29 protein-coding genes are annotated in these 16,902 nt (G+C 56.1%); 23 read left to right on the top strand and 6 right to left on the bottom strand.

Annotation, left to right across the window (positions count from 1 at the left end):
- Positions 1 to 106: 106 nt before the first annotated feature.
- The 7 genes from GV827_RS11205 to rplP all read left to right on the top strand — a co-directional run bounded on the left by GV827_RS11205 (position 107) and on the right by rplP (position 3,800).
- Positions 107 to 580, top strand: coding sequence for a hypothetical protein (locus tag GV827_RS11205; RefSeq protein WP_164353902.1), 474 nt, complete (start codon positions 107 to 109; stop codon positions 578 to 580).
- Positions 577 to 978: a hypothetical protein gene (locus GV827_RS11200; RefSeq protein ID WP_164353901.1), complete on the top strand. Its 402-nt coding sequence runs from the start codon at positions 577 to 579 to the stop codon at positions 976 to 978. The genes GV827_RS11205 and GV827_RS11200 overlap by 4 nt, the downstream gene beginning before the upstream one ends.
- Positions 979 to 1,159: 181 nt before the next feature.
- Complete coding sequence (rplB, locus tag GV827_RS11195) at positions 1,160 to 2,002, top strand: 50S ribosomal protein L2 (protein ID WP_164353900.1); 843 nt, start codon at positions 1,160 to 1,162, stop codon at positions 2,000 to 2,002.
- Positions 2,003 to 2,005: 3 nt separating this feature from the next.
- Entirely contained in the window at positions 2,006 to 2,284 is a 279-nt protein-coding gene (rpsS, locus tag GV827_RS11190) for a 30S ribosomal protein S19 (protein WP_067296663.1), read from the top strand.
- A 3-nt stretch (positions 2,285 to 2,287) separates the two neighbouring features.
- The gene (gene rplV / locus GV827_RS11185; RefSeq protein ID WP_164353899.1) at positions 2,288 to 2,668 is read left to right on the top strand and encodes a 50S ribosomal protein L22; all 381 of its coding nucleotides are present in this window, start codon (positions 2,288 to 2,290) and stop codon (positions 2,666 to 2,668) included.
- Positions 2,668 to 3,375 carry a 30S ribosomal protein S3 gene (gene rpsC, locus GV827_RS11180; protein WP_164353898.1) on the top strand — a complete coding sequence of 236 codons (708 nt, stop codon included), beginning with the start codon at positions 2,668 to 2,670 and terminating at the stop codon, positions 3,373 to 3,375. The genes rplV and rpsC overlap by 1 nt, the downstream gene beginning before the upstream one ends.
- An 11-nt stretch (positions 3,376 to 3,386) precedes the next feature.
- Positions 3,387 to 3,800: a 50S ribosomal protein L16 gene (gene rplP, locus GV827_RS11175; RefSeq protein ID WP_164353897.1), complete on the top strand. Its 414-nt coding sequence runs from the start codon at positions 3,387 to 3,389 to the stop codon at positions 3,798 to 3,800.
- Positions 3,801 to 4,035: 235 nt separating this feature from the next.
- On the opposite strand, the gene GV827_RS11170 is transcribed toward rplP, so the two are convergent.
- From GV827_RS11170 to GV827_RS11160, 3 genes are read right to left on the bottom strand one after another with little or no spacing between them, the layout of a single operon-like run.
- Entirely contained in the window at positions 4,036 to 4,641 is a 606-nt protein-coding gene (locus tag GV827_RS11170) for a TetR/AcrR family transcriptional regulator (RefSeq protein ID WP_164353896.1), read from the bottom strand.
- A 40-nt stretch (positions 4,642 to 4,681) separates the two neighbouring features.
- Positions 4,682 to 5,482, bottom strand: coding sequence for a DUF2145 domain-containing protein (locus tag GV827_RS11165; RefSeq protein WP_164353895.1), 801 nt, complete (start codon positions 5,480 to 5,482; stop codon positions 4,682 to 4,684).
- Between the two features lie 22 nt (positions 5,483 to 5,504).
- The gene (locus tag GV827_RS11160) at positions 5,505 to 5,834 is read right to left on the bottom strand and encodes a hypothetical protein (RefSeq protein WP_164353894.1); all 330 of its coding nucleotides are present in this window, start codon (positions 5,832 to 5,834) and stop codon (positions 5,505 to 5,507) included.
- Positions 5,835 to 6,141: 307 nt separating this feature from the next.
- Here GV827_RS11160 and GV827_RS23385 point away from each other — a divergent pair, with 307 nt between their 5' ends.
- Positions 6,142 to 6,318 carry a hypothetical protein gene (locus GV827_RS23385; RefSeq protein WP_204325844.1) on the top strand — a complete coding sequence of 59 codons (177 nt, stop codon included), beginning with the start codon at positions 6,142 to 6,144 and terminating at the stop codon, positions 6,316 to 6,318.
- 74 nt (positions 6,319 to 6,392) lie between these two features.
- On the opposite strand, the gene GV827_RS11155 is transcribed toward GV827_RS23385, so the two are convergent.
- Genes GV827_RS11155 through GV827_RS11145 form a run of 3 tightly spaced genes read right to left on the bottom strand, consistent with a single transcriptional unit; the run spans position 6,393 to position 8,194 of the window.
- Entirely contained in the window at positions 6,393 to 7,088 is a 696-nt protein-coding gene (locus GV827_RS11155; RefSeq protein ID WP_164353893.1) for a DUF2848 domain-containing protein, read from the bottom strand.
- Between the two features lie 26 nt (positions 7,089 to 7,114).
- A complete protein-coding gene (locus GV827_RS11150) occupies positions 7,115 to 7,735 on the bottom strand; it encodes a 2OG-Fe(II) oxygenase family protein (RefSeq protein WP_164353892.1) in 621 nt (206 codons plus the stop codon).
- Positions 7,736 to 7,783: 48 nt separating this feature from the next.
- On the bottom strand, positions 7,784 to 8,194 hold the full coding sequence (locus tag GV827_RS11145; RefSeq protein ID WP_164353891.1) for a DUF6636 domain-containing protein: 411 nt from the start codon (positions 8,192 to 8,194) through the stop codon (positions 7,784 to 7,786).
- 208 nt (positions 8,195 to 8,402) lie between these two features.
- On the opposite strand from GV827_RS11145, the gene rpmC reads away from it, so the two are divergent.
- The 15 genes from rpmC (at position 8,403) to GV827_RS11070 (ending at position 16,763) form a co-directional block, all read left to right on the top strand.
- Positions 8,403 to 8,612: a 50S ribosomal protein L29 gene (rpmC, locus tag GV827_RS11140; protein WP_164353890.1), complete on the top strand. Its 210-nt coding sequence runs from the start codon at positions 8,403 to 8,405 to the stop codon at positions 8,610 to 8,612.
- 3 nt (positions 8,613 to 8,615) lie between these two features.
- Positions 8,616 to 8,852 (top strand): 30S ribosomal protein S17, encoded by a 237-nt coding sequence (rpsQ, locus tag GV827_RS11135; RefSeq protein ID WP_164353889.1) that lies wholly within the window; start codon positions 8,616 to 8,618, stop codon positions 8,850 to 8,852.
- A 106-nt stretch (positions 8,853 to 8,958) separates the two neighbouring features.
- Positions 8,959 to 9,327: a 50S ribosomal protein L14 gene (gene rplN / locus GV827_RS11130; protein ID WP_039523372.1), complete on the top strand. Its 369-nt coding sequence runs from the start codon at positions 8,959 to 8,961 to the stop codon at positions 9,325 to 9,327.
- Entirely contained in the window at positions 9,327 to 9,638 is a 312-nt protein-coding gene (gene rplX / locus GV827_RS11125; RefSeq protein WP_164353888.1) for a 50S ribosomal protein L24, read from the top strand. Before rplN ends, rplX begins: the two co-directional genes overlap by 1 nt.
- Complete coding sequence (gene rplE, locus GV827_RS11120; protein ID WP_164353887.1) at positions 9,631 to 10,194, top strand: 50S ribosomal protein L5; 564 nt, start codon at positions 9,631 to 9,633, stop codon at positions 10,192 to 10,194. The genes rplX and rplE overlap by 8 nt, the downstream gene beginning before the upstream one ends.
- A 16-nt stretch (positions 10,195 to 10,210) precedes the next feature.
- Positions 10,211 to 10,516, top strand: a complete 306-nt coding sequence (rpsN, locus tag GV827_RS11115; protein WP_025048084.1) for a 30S ribosomal protein S14 — start codon at positions 10,211 to 10,213, stop codon at positions 10,514 to 10,516.
- Positions 10,517 to 10,528: 12 nt separating this feature from the next.
- Positions 10,529 to 10,921: a 30S ribosomal protein S8 gene (gene rpsH / locus GV827_RS11110; RefSeq protein WP_164353886.1), complete on the top strand. Its 393-nt coding sequence runs from the start codon at positions 10,529 to 10,531 to the stop codon at positions 10,919 to 10,921.
- A 10-nt stretch (positions 10,922 to 10,931) separates the two neighbouring features.
- Entirely contained in the window at positions 10,932 to 11,465 is a 534-nt protein-coding gene (rplF, locus tag GV827_RS11105; protein ID WP_164353885.1) for a 50S ribosomal protein L6, read from the top strand.
- Between the two features lie 12 nt (positions 11,466 to 11,477).
- Positions 11,478 to 11,837, top strand: coding sequence for a 50S ribosomal protein L18 (gene rplR, locus GV827_RS11100; protein ID WP_164353884.1), 360 nt, complete (start codon positions 11,478 to 11,480; stop codon positions 11,835 to 11,837).
- A gap of 106 nt (positions 11,838 to 11,943) precedes the next feature.
- A complete protein-coding gene (gene rpsE, locus GV827_RS11095) occupies positions 11,944 to 12,513 on the top strand; it encodes a 30S ribosomal protein S5 (protein ID WP_164353883.1) in 570 nt (189 codons plus the stop codon).
- A gap of 3 nt (positions 12,514 to 12,516) precedes the next feature.
- Positions 12,517 to 12,705 carry a 50S ribosomal protein L30 gene (gene rpmD, locus GV827_RS11090; RefSeq protein ID WP_164353882.1) on the top strand — a complete coding sequence of 63 codons (189 nt, stop codon included), beginning with the start codon at positions 12,517 to 12,519 and terminating at the stop codon, positions 12,703 to 12,705.
- Between the two features lie 251 nt (positions 12,706 to 12,956).
- Complete coding sequence (locus tag GV827_RS11085) at positions 12,957 to 13,979, top strand: acyltransferase family protein (protein WP_164353881.1); 1,023 nt, start codon at positions 12,957 to 12,959, stop codon at positions 13,977 to 13,979.
- A gap of 166 nt (positions 13,980 to 14,145) precedes the next feature.
- Complete coding sequence (rplO, locus tag GV827_RS11080; RefSeq protein ID WP_164353880.1) at positions 14,146 to 14,625, top strand: 50S ribosomal protein L15; 480 nt, start codon at positions 14,146 to 14,148, stop codon at positions 14,623 to 14,625.
- 123 nt (positions 14,626 to 14,748) lie between these two features.
- The gene (secY, locus tag GV827_RS11075) at positions 14,749 to 16,119 is read left to right on the top strand and encodes a preprotein translocase subunit SecY (protein ID WP_164353879.1); all 1,371 of its coding nucleotides are present in this window, start codon (positions 14,749 to 14,751) and stop codon (positions 16,117 to 16,119) included.
- A complete protein-coding gene (locus GV827_RS11070) occupies positions 16,116 to 16,763 on the top strand; it encodes an adenylate kinase (protein WP_164353878.1) in 648 nt (215 codons plus the stop codon). Before secY ends, GV827_RS11070 begins: the two co-directional genes overlap by 4 nt.
- Positions 16,764 to 16,902: the final 139 nt, after the last annotated feature.

Here is a 16,902-nt window from a genome sequence, read left to right as displayed (position 1 = left end):
GTAAGCAATTTCCGTGAGGCTCGAGCAAATTATATGAAATTAATCTTAACTATACTCGGAGCTTTCCCGATTCTAGTTGCACTAGCTGCATTTTTTGCGGCCCGACTTGCTTTTCGGTGATAATGGAATAGACGCAACTCTTTCCTGGAATGTTGTTGGAGCGCTTTTTGGGTATCTCGGATTCTTATTTTCAGTCTTTGCGGTTATGGAGGTGAGAAGTCTGTCTAATCGCTACTTTGCGAAGCAGAGATTACCAGAGTTCAAGAAACAGCTTGAAAAAATCACGAAAAGCATGACTTCGCTTTCTAGCTCTAAATTGGGCGATCTTCGCACTGAGCGATTCATGAGTGAAACTGCGGTGGTGATAAGACAGATCACCAAGACTAAGGTTTCCGGTTTCTCAGAAGTTACCAAAAAGGCAGAGACCTTTCATTCTGAAGTTCAAGCTAAGCTCCGAGATGAGAGTAGTTCTGATGAAATTGCAAACGATCTGATCCCATATTGGAACCTCTTCAGCGCACTCAACGAATTGGCGGATGAGATTGACGCTTACGATAAAGGAGCGCAAGCAAGTCTATGAGCTATAGTCCAGATGATTGGCGGAAGGCCATCACAAGCTTAATAAAGAAAACATCAAAGAATGAGATTACCTGGGAATTGAGTGATCTCTTTAAGGCAGACGCTTGGACTGAAGTAGACAGGTCTTATCAATGCCCAATCAAAGATAAAAAGTACGTTGTGTCCGAAACACGTGGCAGACACTATGTTGACGACGACGAATTCTATTGGACCAATGGAAATGACTTTAGCATCTTCAGTTCGGAGAATTTCGAAGAAGTGCGGTTGGCTTCTGCGCCGTCTGACATGCACGTTATCGGGAGCTTGTTTTCTGCTGCTGAAGCGAACTACATATTTAACAAGAACGTCCTCGGAGATTTGTTGGAGTGGGATTGGCCAAGTGTTTTTGCAACCCCTTGACCCCATCCCCCACACACCCTAAACGCACCGCTAGGCACAGCCCCGGATTCGTCCGGGGCTTGTCTGTTGTCGCTCCGGTGCGCATGAATGCGCACCCTACGGCACACCACCTGGGGACCTTCGGGGCCCTTCATACCATAGCCACCACAGCGTGGCGTAAGCAAAACGGAAGACAGACAACATGGCACTCAAGTCGTACAAACCGACGACGCCGGGCCAGCGTGGGCTGGTACTGATCGACCGTTCGGAGCTTTGGAAAGGTCGCCCTGTCAAGGCCCTCACTGAGGGACTTACCAAGCACGGCGGACGGAACAACACCGGACGGATCACGATGCGTCGCAAAGGCGGTGGGGCAAAGCGCCTCTACCGTATCGTTGATTTCAAGCGCAACAAGCTGGACATGTCCGCTGTTGTGGCGCGGATCGAATATGACCCGAACCGGACAGCATTCATTGCCCTGATCCAGTACGAAGATGGCGAGCAGGCCTATATCCTGGCCCCTCAGCGTCTTGCAGTTGGCGACAAGGTGATTGCCTCCCAGAAGGCAGACATCAAGCCCGGTAACGCAATGCCTTTCAGCGGCATGCCCATCGGTACAATCATCCACAACATCGAGATGAAGCCCGGCAAGGGTGGTCAGATCGCACGTGCCGCCGGTACATACGCCCAGTTCGTGGGCCGTGACGGTGGCTACGCTCAGATCCGTCTGAGCAGCGGCGAACTGCGTCTGGTGCGTCAGGAATGCATGGCTACCGTTGGTGCCGTGTCCAACCCCGACAACTCAAACCAGAACTACGGTAAAGCGGGCCGCATGCGTCACAAGGGCATCCGCCCGTCTGTGCGTGGTGTCGTGATGAACCCGATCGACCACCCGCACGGTGGTGGTGAAGGCCGTACATCCGGTGGTCGTCACCCGGTGACGCCATGGGGCAAGCCGACAAAGGGTGCAAAAACCCGGAACAAGAAAAAAGCGTCAAGCAGTCTGATCATCAGATCGCGCCACGCCAAGAAGAAGGGGCGTTAATCTATGTCTCGTTCAGTATGGAAAGGTCCTTTTGTTGACTCTTATGTCCTCAAAAAGGCCGAAGCGTCCCGCGAGAGTGGCCGTAACGAAGTGATCAAGATCTGGTCGCGTCGCAGCACGATCCTCCCGCAGTTTGTTGGCCTGACATTCGGTGTCTACAACGGTCACAAGCATATCCCTGTTAACGTCAGCGAAGACATGATCGGTCAGAAGTTTGGTGAATATTCGCCAACGCGGACCTACTACGGTCATGCCGCGGACAAAAAAGCGAAGCGGAAATAAGCCATGAGCAAGGATAAGAATCCCCGCCGCGTGGCAGACAACGAAGCACGTGCCAAGCTGCGCATGCTGAAGACGTCGCCGCAGAAACTGAACCTCGTCGCCGGTCTGATCCGTGGCAAGAAGGTGGATAGCGCACTGACCGCGCTGACCTTCTCCAAGAAGCGGATCGCGCAGGACGTGAAGAAATGCCTTCAGTCGGCGATTGCCAATGCCGAGAACAACCACAACCTTGATGTGGATGAGCTGGTCGTCGCCGAAGCCTATGTCGGTAAGAACCTGACCATGAAGCGTGGTCGTCCACGTGCCCGTGGCCGGTTTGGCAAGATCATGAAGCCATTTGCCGAAGTCACCATCGTCGTGCGTCAAGTTGAGGAGCAAGCATAATGGGTAACAAAGTAAACCCGATCGGCATGCGCCTGCAGGTTAACCGCACTTGGGACAGCCGCTGGTACGCCGACACGAAGGACTATGGTGATCTTCTGCTCGAAGACCTCGCCATCCGCGGCTTCATCAAGGAAGAGTGCAAGCAGGCCGGTGTGGCCCGTGTGATCATCGAACGGCCGCACAAGAAGTGCCGCGTGACGATCCACACAGCCCGCCCCGGTGTCATCATCGGCAAGAAAGGGGCAGACATCGAAGGTCTGCGTCAGAAGATCGCCAAGATGACGTCCTCGGAGCTGCACCTCAACATCGTTGAGGTCCGCAAGCCCGAGCTGGATGCGGCACTGGTTGGTGAGAGCATTGCACAGCAGCTGGAGCGCCGGGTGTCTTTCCGCCGCGCCATGAAGCGTGCGGTTCAGAACGCCATGCGCATGGGTGCCCTGGGCATCCGCGTGAACCTTGCCGGCCGTCTGGGCGGTGCAGAGATCGCGCGTACCGAATGGTATCGTGAGGGCCGCGTGCCACTGCACACCCTGCGTGCTGACATTGATTATGCACACGTTGAAGCGCAGACTGCTTACGGCATAATCGGCATCAAGACGTGGATCTTCAAAGGAGAGATCATGGAACATGATCCCTCTGCCCATGATCGCAAGTTACAGGAACTTCAAGACGGCCCGGCCCCTCGTGGTGCTGGCGGTCGCCGGTAAGGAGTAGATAAATGCTACAGCCAAAACGGACGAAATTCCGCAAGCAGTTCAAAGGCTCGATCAAGGGTCTGGCGAAGGGCGGGTCTGACCTGAACTTCGGCACCTACGGCCTGAAGGCGCTGCAGCCCGAACGTGTAACCGCACGCCAGATCGAAGCCGCACGTCGTGCCATGACGCGTCACATGAAGCGTCAGGGCCGTGTGTGGATCCGCATCTTCCCGGATGTGCCTGTAACCTCCAAGCCTGTCGAAGTTCGGATGGGTAAAGGTAAAGGTTCCGTGGATTTCTGGGCGGCCAAGGTGAAGCCCGGCCGCGTTATGTTCGAGATCGACGGCGTGAACGAGGATATCGCGCGTGAAGCGCTGCGTCTTGCAGCGATGAAGCTGCCGATCAAGACACGCGTCGTGGTCCGCGAGGACTGGTGACGGTCGCGCATTAGCGCGATCAGCCGTAGGCAGGGAATTTGCTTGCAAATGCCCGTTCCGGCCCCGGTGAAATAAAGAGCCCCCGCTGAGTGATCAGCGGGGGTTTTGCGTTTTTGGTTAATGTCTGGTCTGAGCCCAGAGCTGACGGGATCCGCGGCAAAGGGCAATATTTCCACCAGCTTTTGCTGCTCGGCTTTGTTGATTCCGCTGGATAATTTGGCCCGCCGCAGATGGCTTAACCGATTGGGAAACTTTTGAGACCTGTATCTACCAACTCAGCTATGTAGGTCCGCGCGACCTCGGGATTGAGTGCTATGATCGTCGGTCGGCATGCGAGGGTCACAAGGCCATGAACGGATGCCCACAATAACAGGAATATCTGTCGATGCTGGTCTGACTTCGGGTCACCACCGCCAGCCTCGACAAGCATTTCCAGAAGGCCGAGCTGGAATTCCTGCGCCTTGTCATCGGGTGGATTGTTCGAGTTATACTCGAACAGCAGCCACCAACGCTGCGGCTCCGCGATGGCAAAATCGAGATATGCCTCGCCCAATGTAATCAGGCGGGTTCGTTCGTCCAGCGCGGGCTGCTCGATCGCCGCATGCAATGTGCGTGACAGCATCAACGCCGATTTTTCGATGACAGCCCGTAGAACCGCATCGAGATCGCCAAAGGCATTGTACAGCGAGCCGACAGACACGCTGATGTCGCCGGCGAGCCGACGCGCGTTGAGCGCATCGACCCCCTCTTCTAGGACGATGCGCTCTGCAACCGGTACGGCCGTTTCGCGAATGTTGGCGAGGTTGCGGTCCCGTCGGGACAGTGGTTTCTCTTTTGTCATTTTCGGATCAATGAGGTTGTCTTGATGGCGCGCCCAATCTCTAGAAGCTGATAGCCCTTGCAGGGTCAATCCTGTAAATGACCTTTGCAAGTTTGTTTGTCTCCATAAAGCGCGCAATGGCCCCAAATGTCGCGGTTGCGATCTTTTCGTCATGATCCGCAGTTGTCAGCGCTTGCGAGACTGCAGGAGCCAGCAATCGTTTGAAACCACCGATGCGGATAACTTGTGGCTGGAAATGCGCCGCCATGTTCGCCTTGATCTGGTTGACATTTTTCGTGTCGTAAAGGCTTGCAAAGAGAACATCCAGCGTGTGCTCTGTGCAGTTTTGAAACTGGTTCGTGTTTGGGTTGGCAAGCACGGAGTAGCTTGCATTATGCAAGGCCGCATAGGTTGGGCTGGCGATCACTTTCAAAAGCTTTTTCTGTAGCCTGACGTCTGGGATGATGACGCCCGCATCCAGCTTGTGCGCGCCGGAAAAGAAATCCGCCGGGCTGTCCTGCACGAGGTGGCTGCGCGTTTGGTTGTCGTTCTTCTGGTAGAGGTTGTAGACCCGATATCCGCGACCGGTTCTGCCATCAGCGTGCTTGATGTGCGAGTACACCCAAAAGCTGACATGCGTATAGTTGACGCCGGAGGGCAGTTGCCGCGGGTCGCGCCCAACCCGTGAAACGATGGCGACATGTGCACCGCGCGCCGCAAGGTCCTGTTGAACCCGGTTGGCGAATGCTGCGACCTCGGCCGCAGGAAGCTTCGCTTTGCCAGCCTCGCTGCTACCAGCAAACGAAACGGAGGGTAACAGGGTAATCCACACGAACAACACGAAGGAAAATAGACGTTTCATAGCGTTCTCCTTGGAATGCAGATCAATCGAGGGTGGGGACAGGATCTGGCGTTATGCCCTGCTGCAAGACCGGTTGGCCGGTCCCGACGCGGGACAGGTCATTGCCAAGCGCGACGCGGCCAACGCCGACATCTGCAATCGCCGCGCCGGAAATCGCGAGACCGGCTCCAAATACAACAATGGGGACCGCAACGACTGCGGCCGTGCCGGTGGCAAGGGCTGCAGAGCCGTGACTTGCTGCTTGACTGCTATGACCGGCAGCTTTCGCAGAATGCTGTCCGCTTTGGCCTGCAAACGAGAGGACAGCACATACGATGGCAATCAAAGACAGACCAGTGAGGCAAATAGTCATGGTTTATCATCCTTTCGTGAACAATGTTCACAATTCGTAGTGAGTAAACTTCTTTTGCGCAAGTCATTTTGTAAACAATGTTCACAATTTTCCCAAAAGCCTTGGGGATCAAAATTGACGGACCTGAAGTGATTAGTCTTTTCTTGAAGCGTGTCACGTATCGGATAAAAGAAAAACAAGGAGTTCCTCACTCCATTGTCTGCTTCGTCCCGCTATCCGGTCATTCCAGTCCATATCCCTGGCTATATAGCGCATCCTTCCCTACGATAGCTTCACGCCCCGACCCCCAGCCCTGAAGGAAACAACCATGAAGCAGGTTCCCAAGCCGACCACGGATGACGCGTTGATCCAGGAGTTTCTTGATAACGGTGGCAGTATCAGCAAGGGCAAGACCAAGCCGATGCCTGACAGTATGGGGATCAGCAACAATGTCTGGGGCAACAAGCTGACCAAAGAAGAAAAGGCGGCGAAGAAGGCGAAGTAGCTTTTTGACGCTCTGCGTTCGGGCAGCGATCACTCTGATGGAATGACTGCAGTATGCAGGCTTGGGTCAGGCGCTCAGCCCACGTTCTCAAGCACCTCGACATCATACCCATGCGCCAACCGCGCACCTGTCTGCGGATCTGTCAGTGAAAAGCTGAACCGGGCGGCCGCCCGCACCCCGCCAATCGCGGTTAGAGTGCCGCCCATCATCACGTCGCCGGGACCAAAGCTTGTCCCGGTCTCCGCCTCGAATGCCGCGATGAGGTGCAAGGGGGCGAGCATGGCGGCGACGGTGCCTTGTTGGTAGACGACTTCGGCATCGTCGATCACCGCGCGGCTTTCTACCTTCAGCGTGTCCCAGTTGTCCGACAGACTGTCCAGAGGCCAGAGACGCTTGCAAATGGGCTTGTCGCACATCTGTTTGGAGACGGTGATGTTGTAGGCCTCTACGTCCCGGTCGGTGTGATCTGATCCGACGCCGACCCAGATCGCGCCGTCGATGTTGAAAAGCACGAACTCCACCTCGCCCGAAGAGCCGGGGCCGGGGGTTTGGAGGAGGTCAGTAGTCGTCAGGCGAGTGACCGAATTGCGGTAGAAGACCGGGGTGGATGTGGGGCGCTTGATGCCGATGGCTTCAAGCTCGGCCATGTGATGTTCCATCGCCACCTTGTCGCGGCCGGTCCAGCCGGCGACGATGAAGCGTTGCGGGGTGAAGGTGAGGCGGGTCTCCTCCCTGCCATCGTCGAGGATCAGGTCGAGGGTGTGAGGCATCGCGAAAATCCTTGTGAGAGCTGTGGTCAGGTCCAAGCGTAGTTGAAGCTGACAGACAGGCGGTCGTCTTCGGACATGTTCATCGGCACCTCGTGGCGCAGCCAGCTTTCCCATAACAGGACATCGCCCACCTTGGGCGCAACATAGGCGAACTGGCGCAGCTCCTCGGGGGCGTCCTTGGTCCGGCCGGGTGCTGCCATCATCATCGGCAGGCGTGGGTCTTCGAACTTGATCGAGGCGGAGCCGTCGGGCAGAGCCACGTAGGTGGTGCCGGAGATGACCGAGTGGGGATGGATATGTCCGGTGTGGATGCCGCCTTCGGGCAGGATGTTGATCCAGATGTCCTCGAGCTTCAGTTCCTTGCCATCAAGGTCAAAGGCGAGGTCACGGGCGAAGGCGGCGACATGCGCGTCCAGCAGCTTGATCAGGTCCGCGAATATCGGGGAACGCCATCCGAGGTCGGTTAGCGACGCGTATGAGGTGTAGCCGGGATAGCCGTTTTCCTCTGACCATTGCTGGCCAGCCTCGTCGTCTTCGGCGATGGCATAGCAGGAGGCTTCAAGTTCATCTGGATCGATGCTGCCGCCGATGTCTGACAGGGCTGCGTGATAGAGCGGGGTGACGAAGAGTTTTTTGATCTTTGGCATGTTTCCGCTTTAGCGCAGACGCGTGCAGGACGCGAGATGGAAATGTGCTCAAAAGACCCGTTGAACGGCGCGGGAGAGAAAGAAGCCGTGTCCGTCTTCGTTCCGGCACTCGAGCCCGCGGGTTGAGGAATGGCAGGCAAAACCGCCAAAGGTGCCGGTGACGCCGTAATCTGCCACGCTTTGTCCGCCCGATGGCCTGTCTCCTGCCGGGGTGCAGCTCGCCTCGACATATCCCCGGTCCAGCATCTTGACGGTGATGCCGCGATGAAGCGGGCAGGTCTGAAGCTGGGGGACGGCAGCGGGTTTGCTGCGATCGAATATGGTACAGGAGATGTCAGAGCCGTTGAAGTCTTCGCCGACCCAGCATTCGATGTTTCCAGACGGCGTCGCGAAGGACCAGACATCGGCGCTGGCGGTAGAGCTTAGAAAGCACAGTGCGGTGAGAAGGCGCAAGAGCATGGCGGGTTCCGTGGTGATCTGTAAAAAACACATTGTACCCCATATTTTGTGGTACGTCTGCGTGCTGTCAGGGCTTTTGCAGGCTTATCGCCCAAGGGGGTTGCACCACATAGCAAACCCTCCTATACGGCGCACTTCGAACCCACTCCACCAGAATCACGGGTCACCCCTTTGGGGCTCGCTGGTGATGTTGAAAAGGATAGCGTCAATGAACGCCAAAGAACTGCATGACAAGACGCCGGACCAGCTCCGCGACGAACTTGTGACCCTGAAAAAAGAAGCCTTCAACCTGCGTTTCCAGCAGGCCACAGGTCAGCTTGAGAACCCTGCGCGTCTGCGCAGCGTGAAGCGTGACGTGGCCCGTGTGCACACAGTGTTGAACCAAAAAGCTGCCGCAGCAGCATCCGAAGGAGCCTGATCCATGCCAAAGCGTATTCTGACAGGCACCGTCACATCGGACGCCAATGCACAGACCGTTACCGTTTCCGTAGAGCGCCGCTTTACGCATCCGGTTCTCAAGAAGACCATCCGTAAGTCCAAGAAATACCGGGCGCACGATGAGAACAACGCATTCAAGGTTGGGGATTCTGTCCGCATTATCGAATGTGCACCAAAGTCCAAGACCAAGCGTTGGGAAGTGCTGACGGCGGAAGCCTAAAGTACTTCACCCCGTCCGCCGCAAGGCAGGCGGGGCTTCGCATGACTATTAATCGAAACCCTGGGGATCAGGCACGCATCGCCCCCCAAAGGTCGGGAGAAACCAAATGATCCAGATGCAGACCAACCTGGATGTTGCTGACAACAGCGGCGCACGCCGTGTTCAGTGCATCAAGGTACTGGGTGGTTCCAAGCGTAAGTACGCGTCCGTTGGCGACATCATCGTCGTCTCGGTCAAGGAAGCCATCCCGCGCGGTCGTGTGAAAAAGGGCGACGTCCGCAAGGCCGTTGTCGTTCGCACGGCAAAAGAAGTTCGTCGCGAAGATGGCACCGCCATCCGCTTTGATCGAAACGCCGCAGTTATCCTGAACAACAACAATGAGCCCATCGGTACACGTATCTTTGGACCAGTTGTGCGCGAACTGCGCGGCAAGAACTTCATGAAGATTATCTCGCTTGCGCCGGAGGTGCTGTAATGGCTGCTAAACTTCGCAAAGGTGACAAGGTCATCGTTCTGGCCGGCAAGGACAAAGGCAAGACAGGCAGCATCACGTCTGTTGATCCAAAGTCCGGCAAGGCCATCGTGGAAGGCATCAATATTGCCATCCGCGCCACCCGTCAGTCCCAGGAAAGCCAGGGCGGTCGTATCCCCAAGGCGATGCCGATTGACCTGAGCAACCTCGCTATCGTGGATGCCAACGGCAAAGCGACACGCGTGGGTTTCAAGATGGAAGGCGACAAGAAAGTCCGCTTTGCCAAAACCACGGGGGACGTGATCGATGCTTGATACTGCTAAATACACACCCCGCCTTCTGACTGTCTATCGCGACGAAGTACGCGCCAAGATGAAAGAAGAGTTCGGTTACAAGAACGACATGATGATCCCACGTCTTGACAAGATCGTGTTGAACATCGGTTGTGGTGCCGAAGCCGTGCGTGACAGCAAGAAAGCCAAATCCGCTCAGGAAGACCTGACCGCGATTGCAGGCCAGAAAGCAATGACCACCGTGGCCAAGAAATCCATCGCGGGCTTCCGCGTACGTGAAGACATGCCGCTGGGTGCGAAAGTGACCCTGCGCGGTGAGCGTATGTATGAATTCCTCGACCGTCTGATCACGATTGCAATGCCTCGTATCCGCGACTTCCGCGGCATTTCAGGCAAGTCTTTCGATGGCCGTGGCAACTATGCCATGGGCCTGAAAGAGCACATCGTGTTCCCCGAGATCGACTTTGATAAGGTTGATGAGACCTGGGGAATGGACATCGTGATCGCAACCACGGCGAATACCGACGCTGAAGCCAAGGCGCTGTTGAAAGCTTTCAACATGCCTTTCAACAGCTGATCGGGAGGAAAGAGATATGGCTAAGAAATCCATGATCGCACGCGAGAAGAAGCGTGAAGCACTGGTCAAAAAATACGCCGCAAAGCGTGCCGCTCTGAAAGAGATCGTCTCTGATGAGAGCAAGCCGATGGAAGAGCGTTTCCGCGCCTCCCTGAAGCTGGCGAAACTGCCTCGCAACTCCAGCGCTGTGCGTCTGCACAACCGCTGCCAGCTGACAGGCCGTCCGCACGCTTATTATCGTAAACTCAAAATCTCGCGTATCGCGCTGCGTGATCTCGGCTCTGCCGGTCAGATCCCCGGCATGGTCAAGTCGAGCTGGTAAGGAGGGCAAGCAATGAACGATCCTATCGCAGATATGCTGACCCGTATCCGGAACAGCCAGATGCGCGGCAAATCCACCGTCGTAACACCAGCGTCAAAGCTGCGTGCATGGGTGCTGGATGTGCTGGCTGACGAAGGCTACATCCGTGGCTATGAAAAGATGACGGGCGCCGATGGCCACCCCGCCATCGAGATCAGCCTCAAGTACTACGAGGGCGAACCTGTCATTCGCGAGCTGAAGCGGGTCTCAAAGCCCGGTCGTCGCGTTTACATGGGCGCACAGGACATCCCACAGGTTCGTCAGGGCCTTGGTGTGTCGATTGTCTCCACCCCCAAGGGTGTGATGTCGGATGCTGCTGCACGCAACGCCAATGTTGGCGGTGAAGTGCTCTGCACCGTATTCTAAGGAGAATCTGATGTCTCGTATTGGTAAAAAACCGGTCGAACTGCCCAGCGGTGTCACCGCGAGCGTGTCCGGCCAGACCATCGAAGTGAAGGGCCCCAAGGGGATCCGCAGCTTCAAGGCGACAGACGACGTTGATCTCAAAGTTGAGGACAACGTGATTACTGTCACGCCCCGCGGCAAGTCCAAGCGCGCCCGCCAGCAGTGGGGCATGTCCCGCACAATGGTCGGCAACCTTGTCACCGGCGTCACTGAGGGTTTCAAGAAAGAACTTGAAATTCAGGGTGTTGGTTATCGTGCCCAGATGCAGGGCAACACATTGAAGCTGAACCTCGGCCTGTCCCATGACGTGGATTACACCGCACCTGAAGGTGTGACTGTAACGGCGCCAAAGCAGACCGAAGTTGTTGTGGAAGGCATTGACGAACAGCTTGTTGGTCAGGTCGCAGCGAACATCCGTGCATGGCGCAAGCCCGAGCCCTACAAGGGCAAAGGCATCCGCTATAAAGGTGAATTCGTCTTCCGCAAAGAAGGCAAGAAGAAGTAAGGACGCAAGGACATGGCAAACAGCAAAAGACAACTGTTCATCAAACGCCGCCTGCGCGTTCGGAACAAACTTCGCCGCACCAACGCAGGCCGCATGCGCCTGAGCGTGCACCGTTCAAACAAGAACATAAGCGCCCAGCTGATCGACGATGTGAACGGCAAGACAGTGGCCTCCGCCTCCTCGCTTGAGAAGGGTCTGGGTATGGTCGGCAAGAACAACATCGAAGCGGCGACCAAGGTCGGCACAGCGATTGCCGAGCGTGCCAAGAAGGCCGGTGTGGAGACAGCTTACTTTGACCGGGGCGGTTTCCTGTTCCACGGCAAGGTTAAGGCACTTGCAGATGCGGCCCGCGAGGGCGGTCTGAAGATCTAAGACTTGTAGGCGGCTCTTATGGGGCCGCCTCGATGATCCGGGAGCCAGAGCGGCTGACTGGGATCGAGAAAACCGGGCGCTTGCCCACCATATGAAGGAAGTTCTCATGGCAGAACGTGAAAACCGTCGCGGCCCGCGCCGCGATCGTGACGAAACACCGGAATTTGCCGACCGTCTGGTCGCCATCAACCGCGTGTCCAAAACAGTTAAGGGTGGTAAGCGTTTTGGCTTTGCCGCGCTTGTCGTTGTTGGTGACCAGAAAGGTCGCGTCGGCTTTGGCAAGGGTAAAGCGAAAGAAGTGCCCGAGGCGATCCGGAAGGCCACCGAGCAGGCCAAGCGCCAGATGATCCGCGTCCAGCTGCGCGAAGGCCGCACACTGCACCACGACATGGAAGGCCGTCACGGTGCCGGTAAGGTCGTTATGCGCACAGCACCAGAAGGTACCGGTATCATTGCTGGTGGTCCAATGCGTGCCGTGTTCGAAATGCTGGGTGTGAAGGACGTGGTTTCCAAGTCCATCGGCTCGCAGAACCCATATAACATGATCCGCGCCACGATGGACGGGCTGAAGAAAGAATCTTCCCCACGTTCCGTTGCACAGCGTCGTGGCAAGAAGGTTGCGGACATCCTGCCCAAGACAGATGCACCCGCTGCACCTGCGACCGAGGAGGCCTAAACCATGGCTAAGACAATTGTTATCAAGCAGATCGGTTCTCCGATCCGCCGCCCTGCGAAACAGCGTGCAACGCTGATCGGCTTGGGGCTGAACAAAATGCATCGTGTGCGTGAGTTGGAAGATACGCCGTCCGTGCGCGGCATGATTAATTCGATCTCGCACATGGTGGAGATCGTGGAGGAGAAGGGCTGATCAGGCCCTCATTGTCAGAACGCGACAATGTACTTCAAGAATTAGCGCCCTGCCGGTAACGGTGGGGCGTTCTTGCTTTCGCAGAATGGCCTTACTCTGGTTCAGGCTGGTCAACTGCCCAATTCTCGCCTTATTTGGGCCACACCTGTTAATTATGATTAGGTATGTAGATCCCCTGTTATGTTTTCGCGGGAATAATACTTGAAGTGACTTGGTAAGAACGTTTGGTTTTCATTAGTTCACATATTGGCGTGAGTTGCACAGGTAAAAGCATTGCGGGCAGTTCCGGTAGGCTACATGCCATTGATACGGCGAAGGGTGTCGGCATCATCCTTGTTGTCTTCGGTCACGCCTGGCGCGGGGGTTATGATGCAGGGCTCCTGCCTGATGAGGTGCTTTTTCGCACAGTCGACAGCCTGATCTACACGTGGCACATGCCGCTTTTCTTCTTACTATCTGGTCTGCTCTATCTGAATGTTCTTCAAAAAGTGGCGGCAGGACCCTTTTTTGCCAGCCGCTTTCGCCGTCTGCTTTGGCCGCTCGCCATTTGGACCTGGCTGTTTTTCGGAATCAAGCTTCTGGCGGGGAGCGCTGCCAATCACCCCGTGAGCCTTGCTGATTTCCCTCTGATCCCGTTGCCGCCCTATGAGCATCTGTGGTTCCTTTGGGCGCTGTTTTTGGCGCAGGTGATTGTATTGGTCGCTTTCATGGCGGTCAGAGAAGTGTTGAACATAGCGCAGATGCGGTTGTGCCTTGGGATTACGGCCGTGATGCTGACGCTCTTGATCCCTTTTTTCTATGTGCCTTCGCCACTATTCGGGGCGGCGATCGAACATTTTCCCTATTTTATCGCAGGCATGGCCCTTGGGGGCGTCGCGCATAAAAGACCGCCATTGTGGCTTGCCTTGGCGGCCGCGGTGCTATTTGCGCTGCTGATCTACAATACCCCGTACGCATGGGGTTCACTCTTGGTCTCGCTGCTGCTGACTGTTTTGGCGTGCTTCGTCACTTTTCGGCTTGATCCGAACACCGAAGATGCGTCCGTGCCAATTACACTTTTGCGCATTCTGGGATTGTATTCCCTACCAATCTTTCTTGCTCATACGATCTTTTCGGCGGCATTCCGTATCGCGCTACGGTCTTCTGGCGTCGAGATGTTGAGCGTGCATCTGCTGGTGGCGACACTGGTGGGGCTGATCGGCCCTATCCTGTTGGTCTGGGTCAGCCATAGACTGCACATTGGCAAGATTCTGGGGTTCTGTACCCGCGTCTGAGCCCCTTGTTGTGGCAGTGTTGTAGGGTACGGAACGCGGCCCTTGATCCCGGACTTAGCATCCCCTATACGCGCCCAGTGGCCCCGATTCCGGCCGCCCTAACTGTAAACGCCGCGTTTGCGCACTCCCGTCGCTGGGGCGCATTTCCGGCAAAAGGAGAAGCGACATGAAACTGCATGAACTGTCTGACAATCCAGGCGCCACCAAGAAACGCAAGCGCGTTGGTCGTGGTCCCGGTTCCGGCACCGGTAAAATGGGTGGCCGTGGCATCAAAGGTCAGAAATCCCGCTCAGGTGTGGCGATCAACGGCTACGAAGGTGGCCAGATGCCACTTTACCAGCGTCTGCCAAAGCGTGGCTTCAATAAGCCAAACCGCAAGTCTTTCGCTGTTGTGAACCTGGGCCTGATCCAGAAATTCGTCGATGCCAAGAAACTGGACCCGAAAAAGCCGATCGATGGTGCCGCTTTGGTTGCCTCAGGTCTGGTCCGTCGTGAACTGGACGGCATTCGTGTGCTGGCCAAGGGCGACATCTCTGCCAAGGTAGATCTTCACGTCGCAGGCGCTTCCAAATCCGCAATCGAAGCGGTCGAGAAGGCAGGCGGCAGCGTGACCGTTGCAGCGAAAGCTGAGGCGGCGGCAGAGTAAACCTGCCTTAAGGCTTGTGAGCGGGCTGTGACCCGCTTACATAGTCTTTCGAGTTTTCCCAAACGCCGCCCTGCTGGAAAACAGCCCGGGCGGCGTTTGCATAACAACAAAAGAGACCCGAAAATGGTATCAGCCGTCGAAAATATGGCCGCCAACACAAGCTGGTCCGCACTGGGCAAGGCCACGGACCTGCGCAATCGCATCCTGTTCACGCTTGGTCTGTTGATCGTCTACCGCCTTGGTACTTTCATTCCTGTACCCGGCATCGACGGTCAGGCGCTGCGCGACTTTATGGACAGCGCGGGCCAGGGTATCGGCGGCATGGTCTCGATGTTCACCGGTGGTGCGCTGGGGCGGATGGGCATCTTCGCGCTTGGCATCATGCCTTATATCTCGGCCTCGATCATCGTGCAGCTTCTTGGGTCCATGTACGGCCCTTGGGAGCAGCTGAAGAAAGAGGGTGAGCAGGGGCGCAAGAAGCTGAACCAATACACCCGCTACGGCACGGTTGCCCTTGCAACGTTGCAGTCTTATGGCCTTGCGGTATCGCTTGAAGCAGGCGACATCGCGGCTGATCCGGGCATGTATTTCCGCATCGCCTGCATGATCACCTTGGTCGGCGGCACGATGTTCCTGATGTGGCTGGGTGAGCAGATCACCGCACGCGGCATCGGCAATGGTATTTCCCTGATCATCTTCGTGGGCATTATCGCCGAAGTACCCGCCGCGATTGCGCAGTTCTTTGCCTCTGGCCGGTCCGGCGCGATCAGCCCTGCGGTGATCGTGGGTGTGCTGGTGATGGTGGTGGTAACGATCATGTTTGTTGTCTTCATGGAACGGGCACTGCGCAAGATCCACATCCAGTATCCGCGCCGTCAGGTGGGGATGAAGATGTATGACGGGGGGTCAAGCCACCTGCCGGTCAAGGTCAATCCATCGGGCGTTATTCCGGCGATCTTTGCATCGTCGCTGCTGTTGCTGCCGATCACGATCAGCACGTTTTCGGGTAATTCCACCGGTCCGGTTATGTCAGTTCTGCTGGCGAACTTTGGCCCCGGTCAGCCGCTTTATCTGTTGTTCTTCATCGCGATGATCGTTTTCTTCGCGTATTTTTACACCTTCAACGTAAGCTTCAAACCAGAAGAAGTCGCCGACAATCTCAAAAGCCAGAATGGTTTTGTTCCTGGCATCCGTCCGGGAAAGAAGACGGCGGAGTATCTTGAATACGTGGTAAACCGCGTTCTGGTGCTGGGGTCTGGTTATCTGGCGCTGGTCTGTGTGTTCCCGGAAATCCTGCGCGGTCAATTCGCGATTCCGTTCTACTTCGGCGGTACAAGCGTTCTGATCGTTGTATCCGTGACCATGGACACGATCCAACAGGTGCAAAGCCACCTTCTGGCACACCAATACGAAGGCCTGCTTGAAAAGTCCCAGCTGCGCGGCAAGGGCAAAGGCAAAACTACCCGCAAGAAACGGAGCCCCGTACGTCGATGAACATTATTCTTCTTGGGCCTCCGGGCGCTGGCAAAGGCACGCAAGCGCGCCACCTCGTAGAAACCCGGAACATGGTGCAATTGTCCACCGGCGATATGCTGCGTGAGGCGAAAGATTCTGGCACCGAGATGGGCAAGATGGTCGCCGGTGTGATGGCACGTGGTGAATTGGTTACGGATGAGATTGTGATCGGCCTGATCCGCGAGAAGCTGGAAGGTGATAACAAGGGCGGTTTCATTTTTGACGGCTTTCCACGCACACTTGAGCAGGCCGATGCGCTTGGCCAGTTGATGGCGGATGAGGGTCAAACGCTTGATGCCGTGATTGAGATGCGTGTCGATGACGAAGCTTTGGTTGACCGGATCACAGCGCGTTCGACCTGCGGTGCGTGCGGTGAGGTTTACAATGACAACACCCAGCCTGTTCCGGCGGACAAGACGTGCACAAACTGCGGTGCGGAAAATCAGTTCACCCGCCGTGCGGATGACAATGAAGAAAGCCTCAAGACCCGGCTCATGGCCTATTACAAACAAACCTCGCCGCTAATTGGCTATTACTATGCCAAAGAGATGCTTTCGCGGGTCAACGGTCTTGGTGCGATTGATGAAGTGCGTGGCGAAATCGCAGCCATTCTGGATGCCTGATACGGCGCGGTTCGGTCACACAGTCAGCCTTGAATTCATTGGACAACCAGAGCCCTGGCAATCAAGCGATGCGCTTGGGTTGACGCCTCGCTAAAAACCCCATAGTCAGCGCTATCTCGATTGAGAATCAATTCGCAAT

The sequence above is a fragment of the Sulfitobacter sediminilitoris genome, from assembly GCF_010667575.1.
GTDB lineage: Bacteria > Pseudomonadota > Alphaproteobacteria > Rhodobacterales > Rhodobacteraceae > Sulfitobacter > Sulfitobacter sediminilitoris.
Note: the sequence above shows the minus strand (reverse complement) of the source record. Positions and strands in the feature narration are given on the sequence as shown.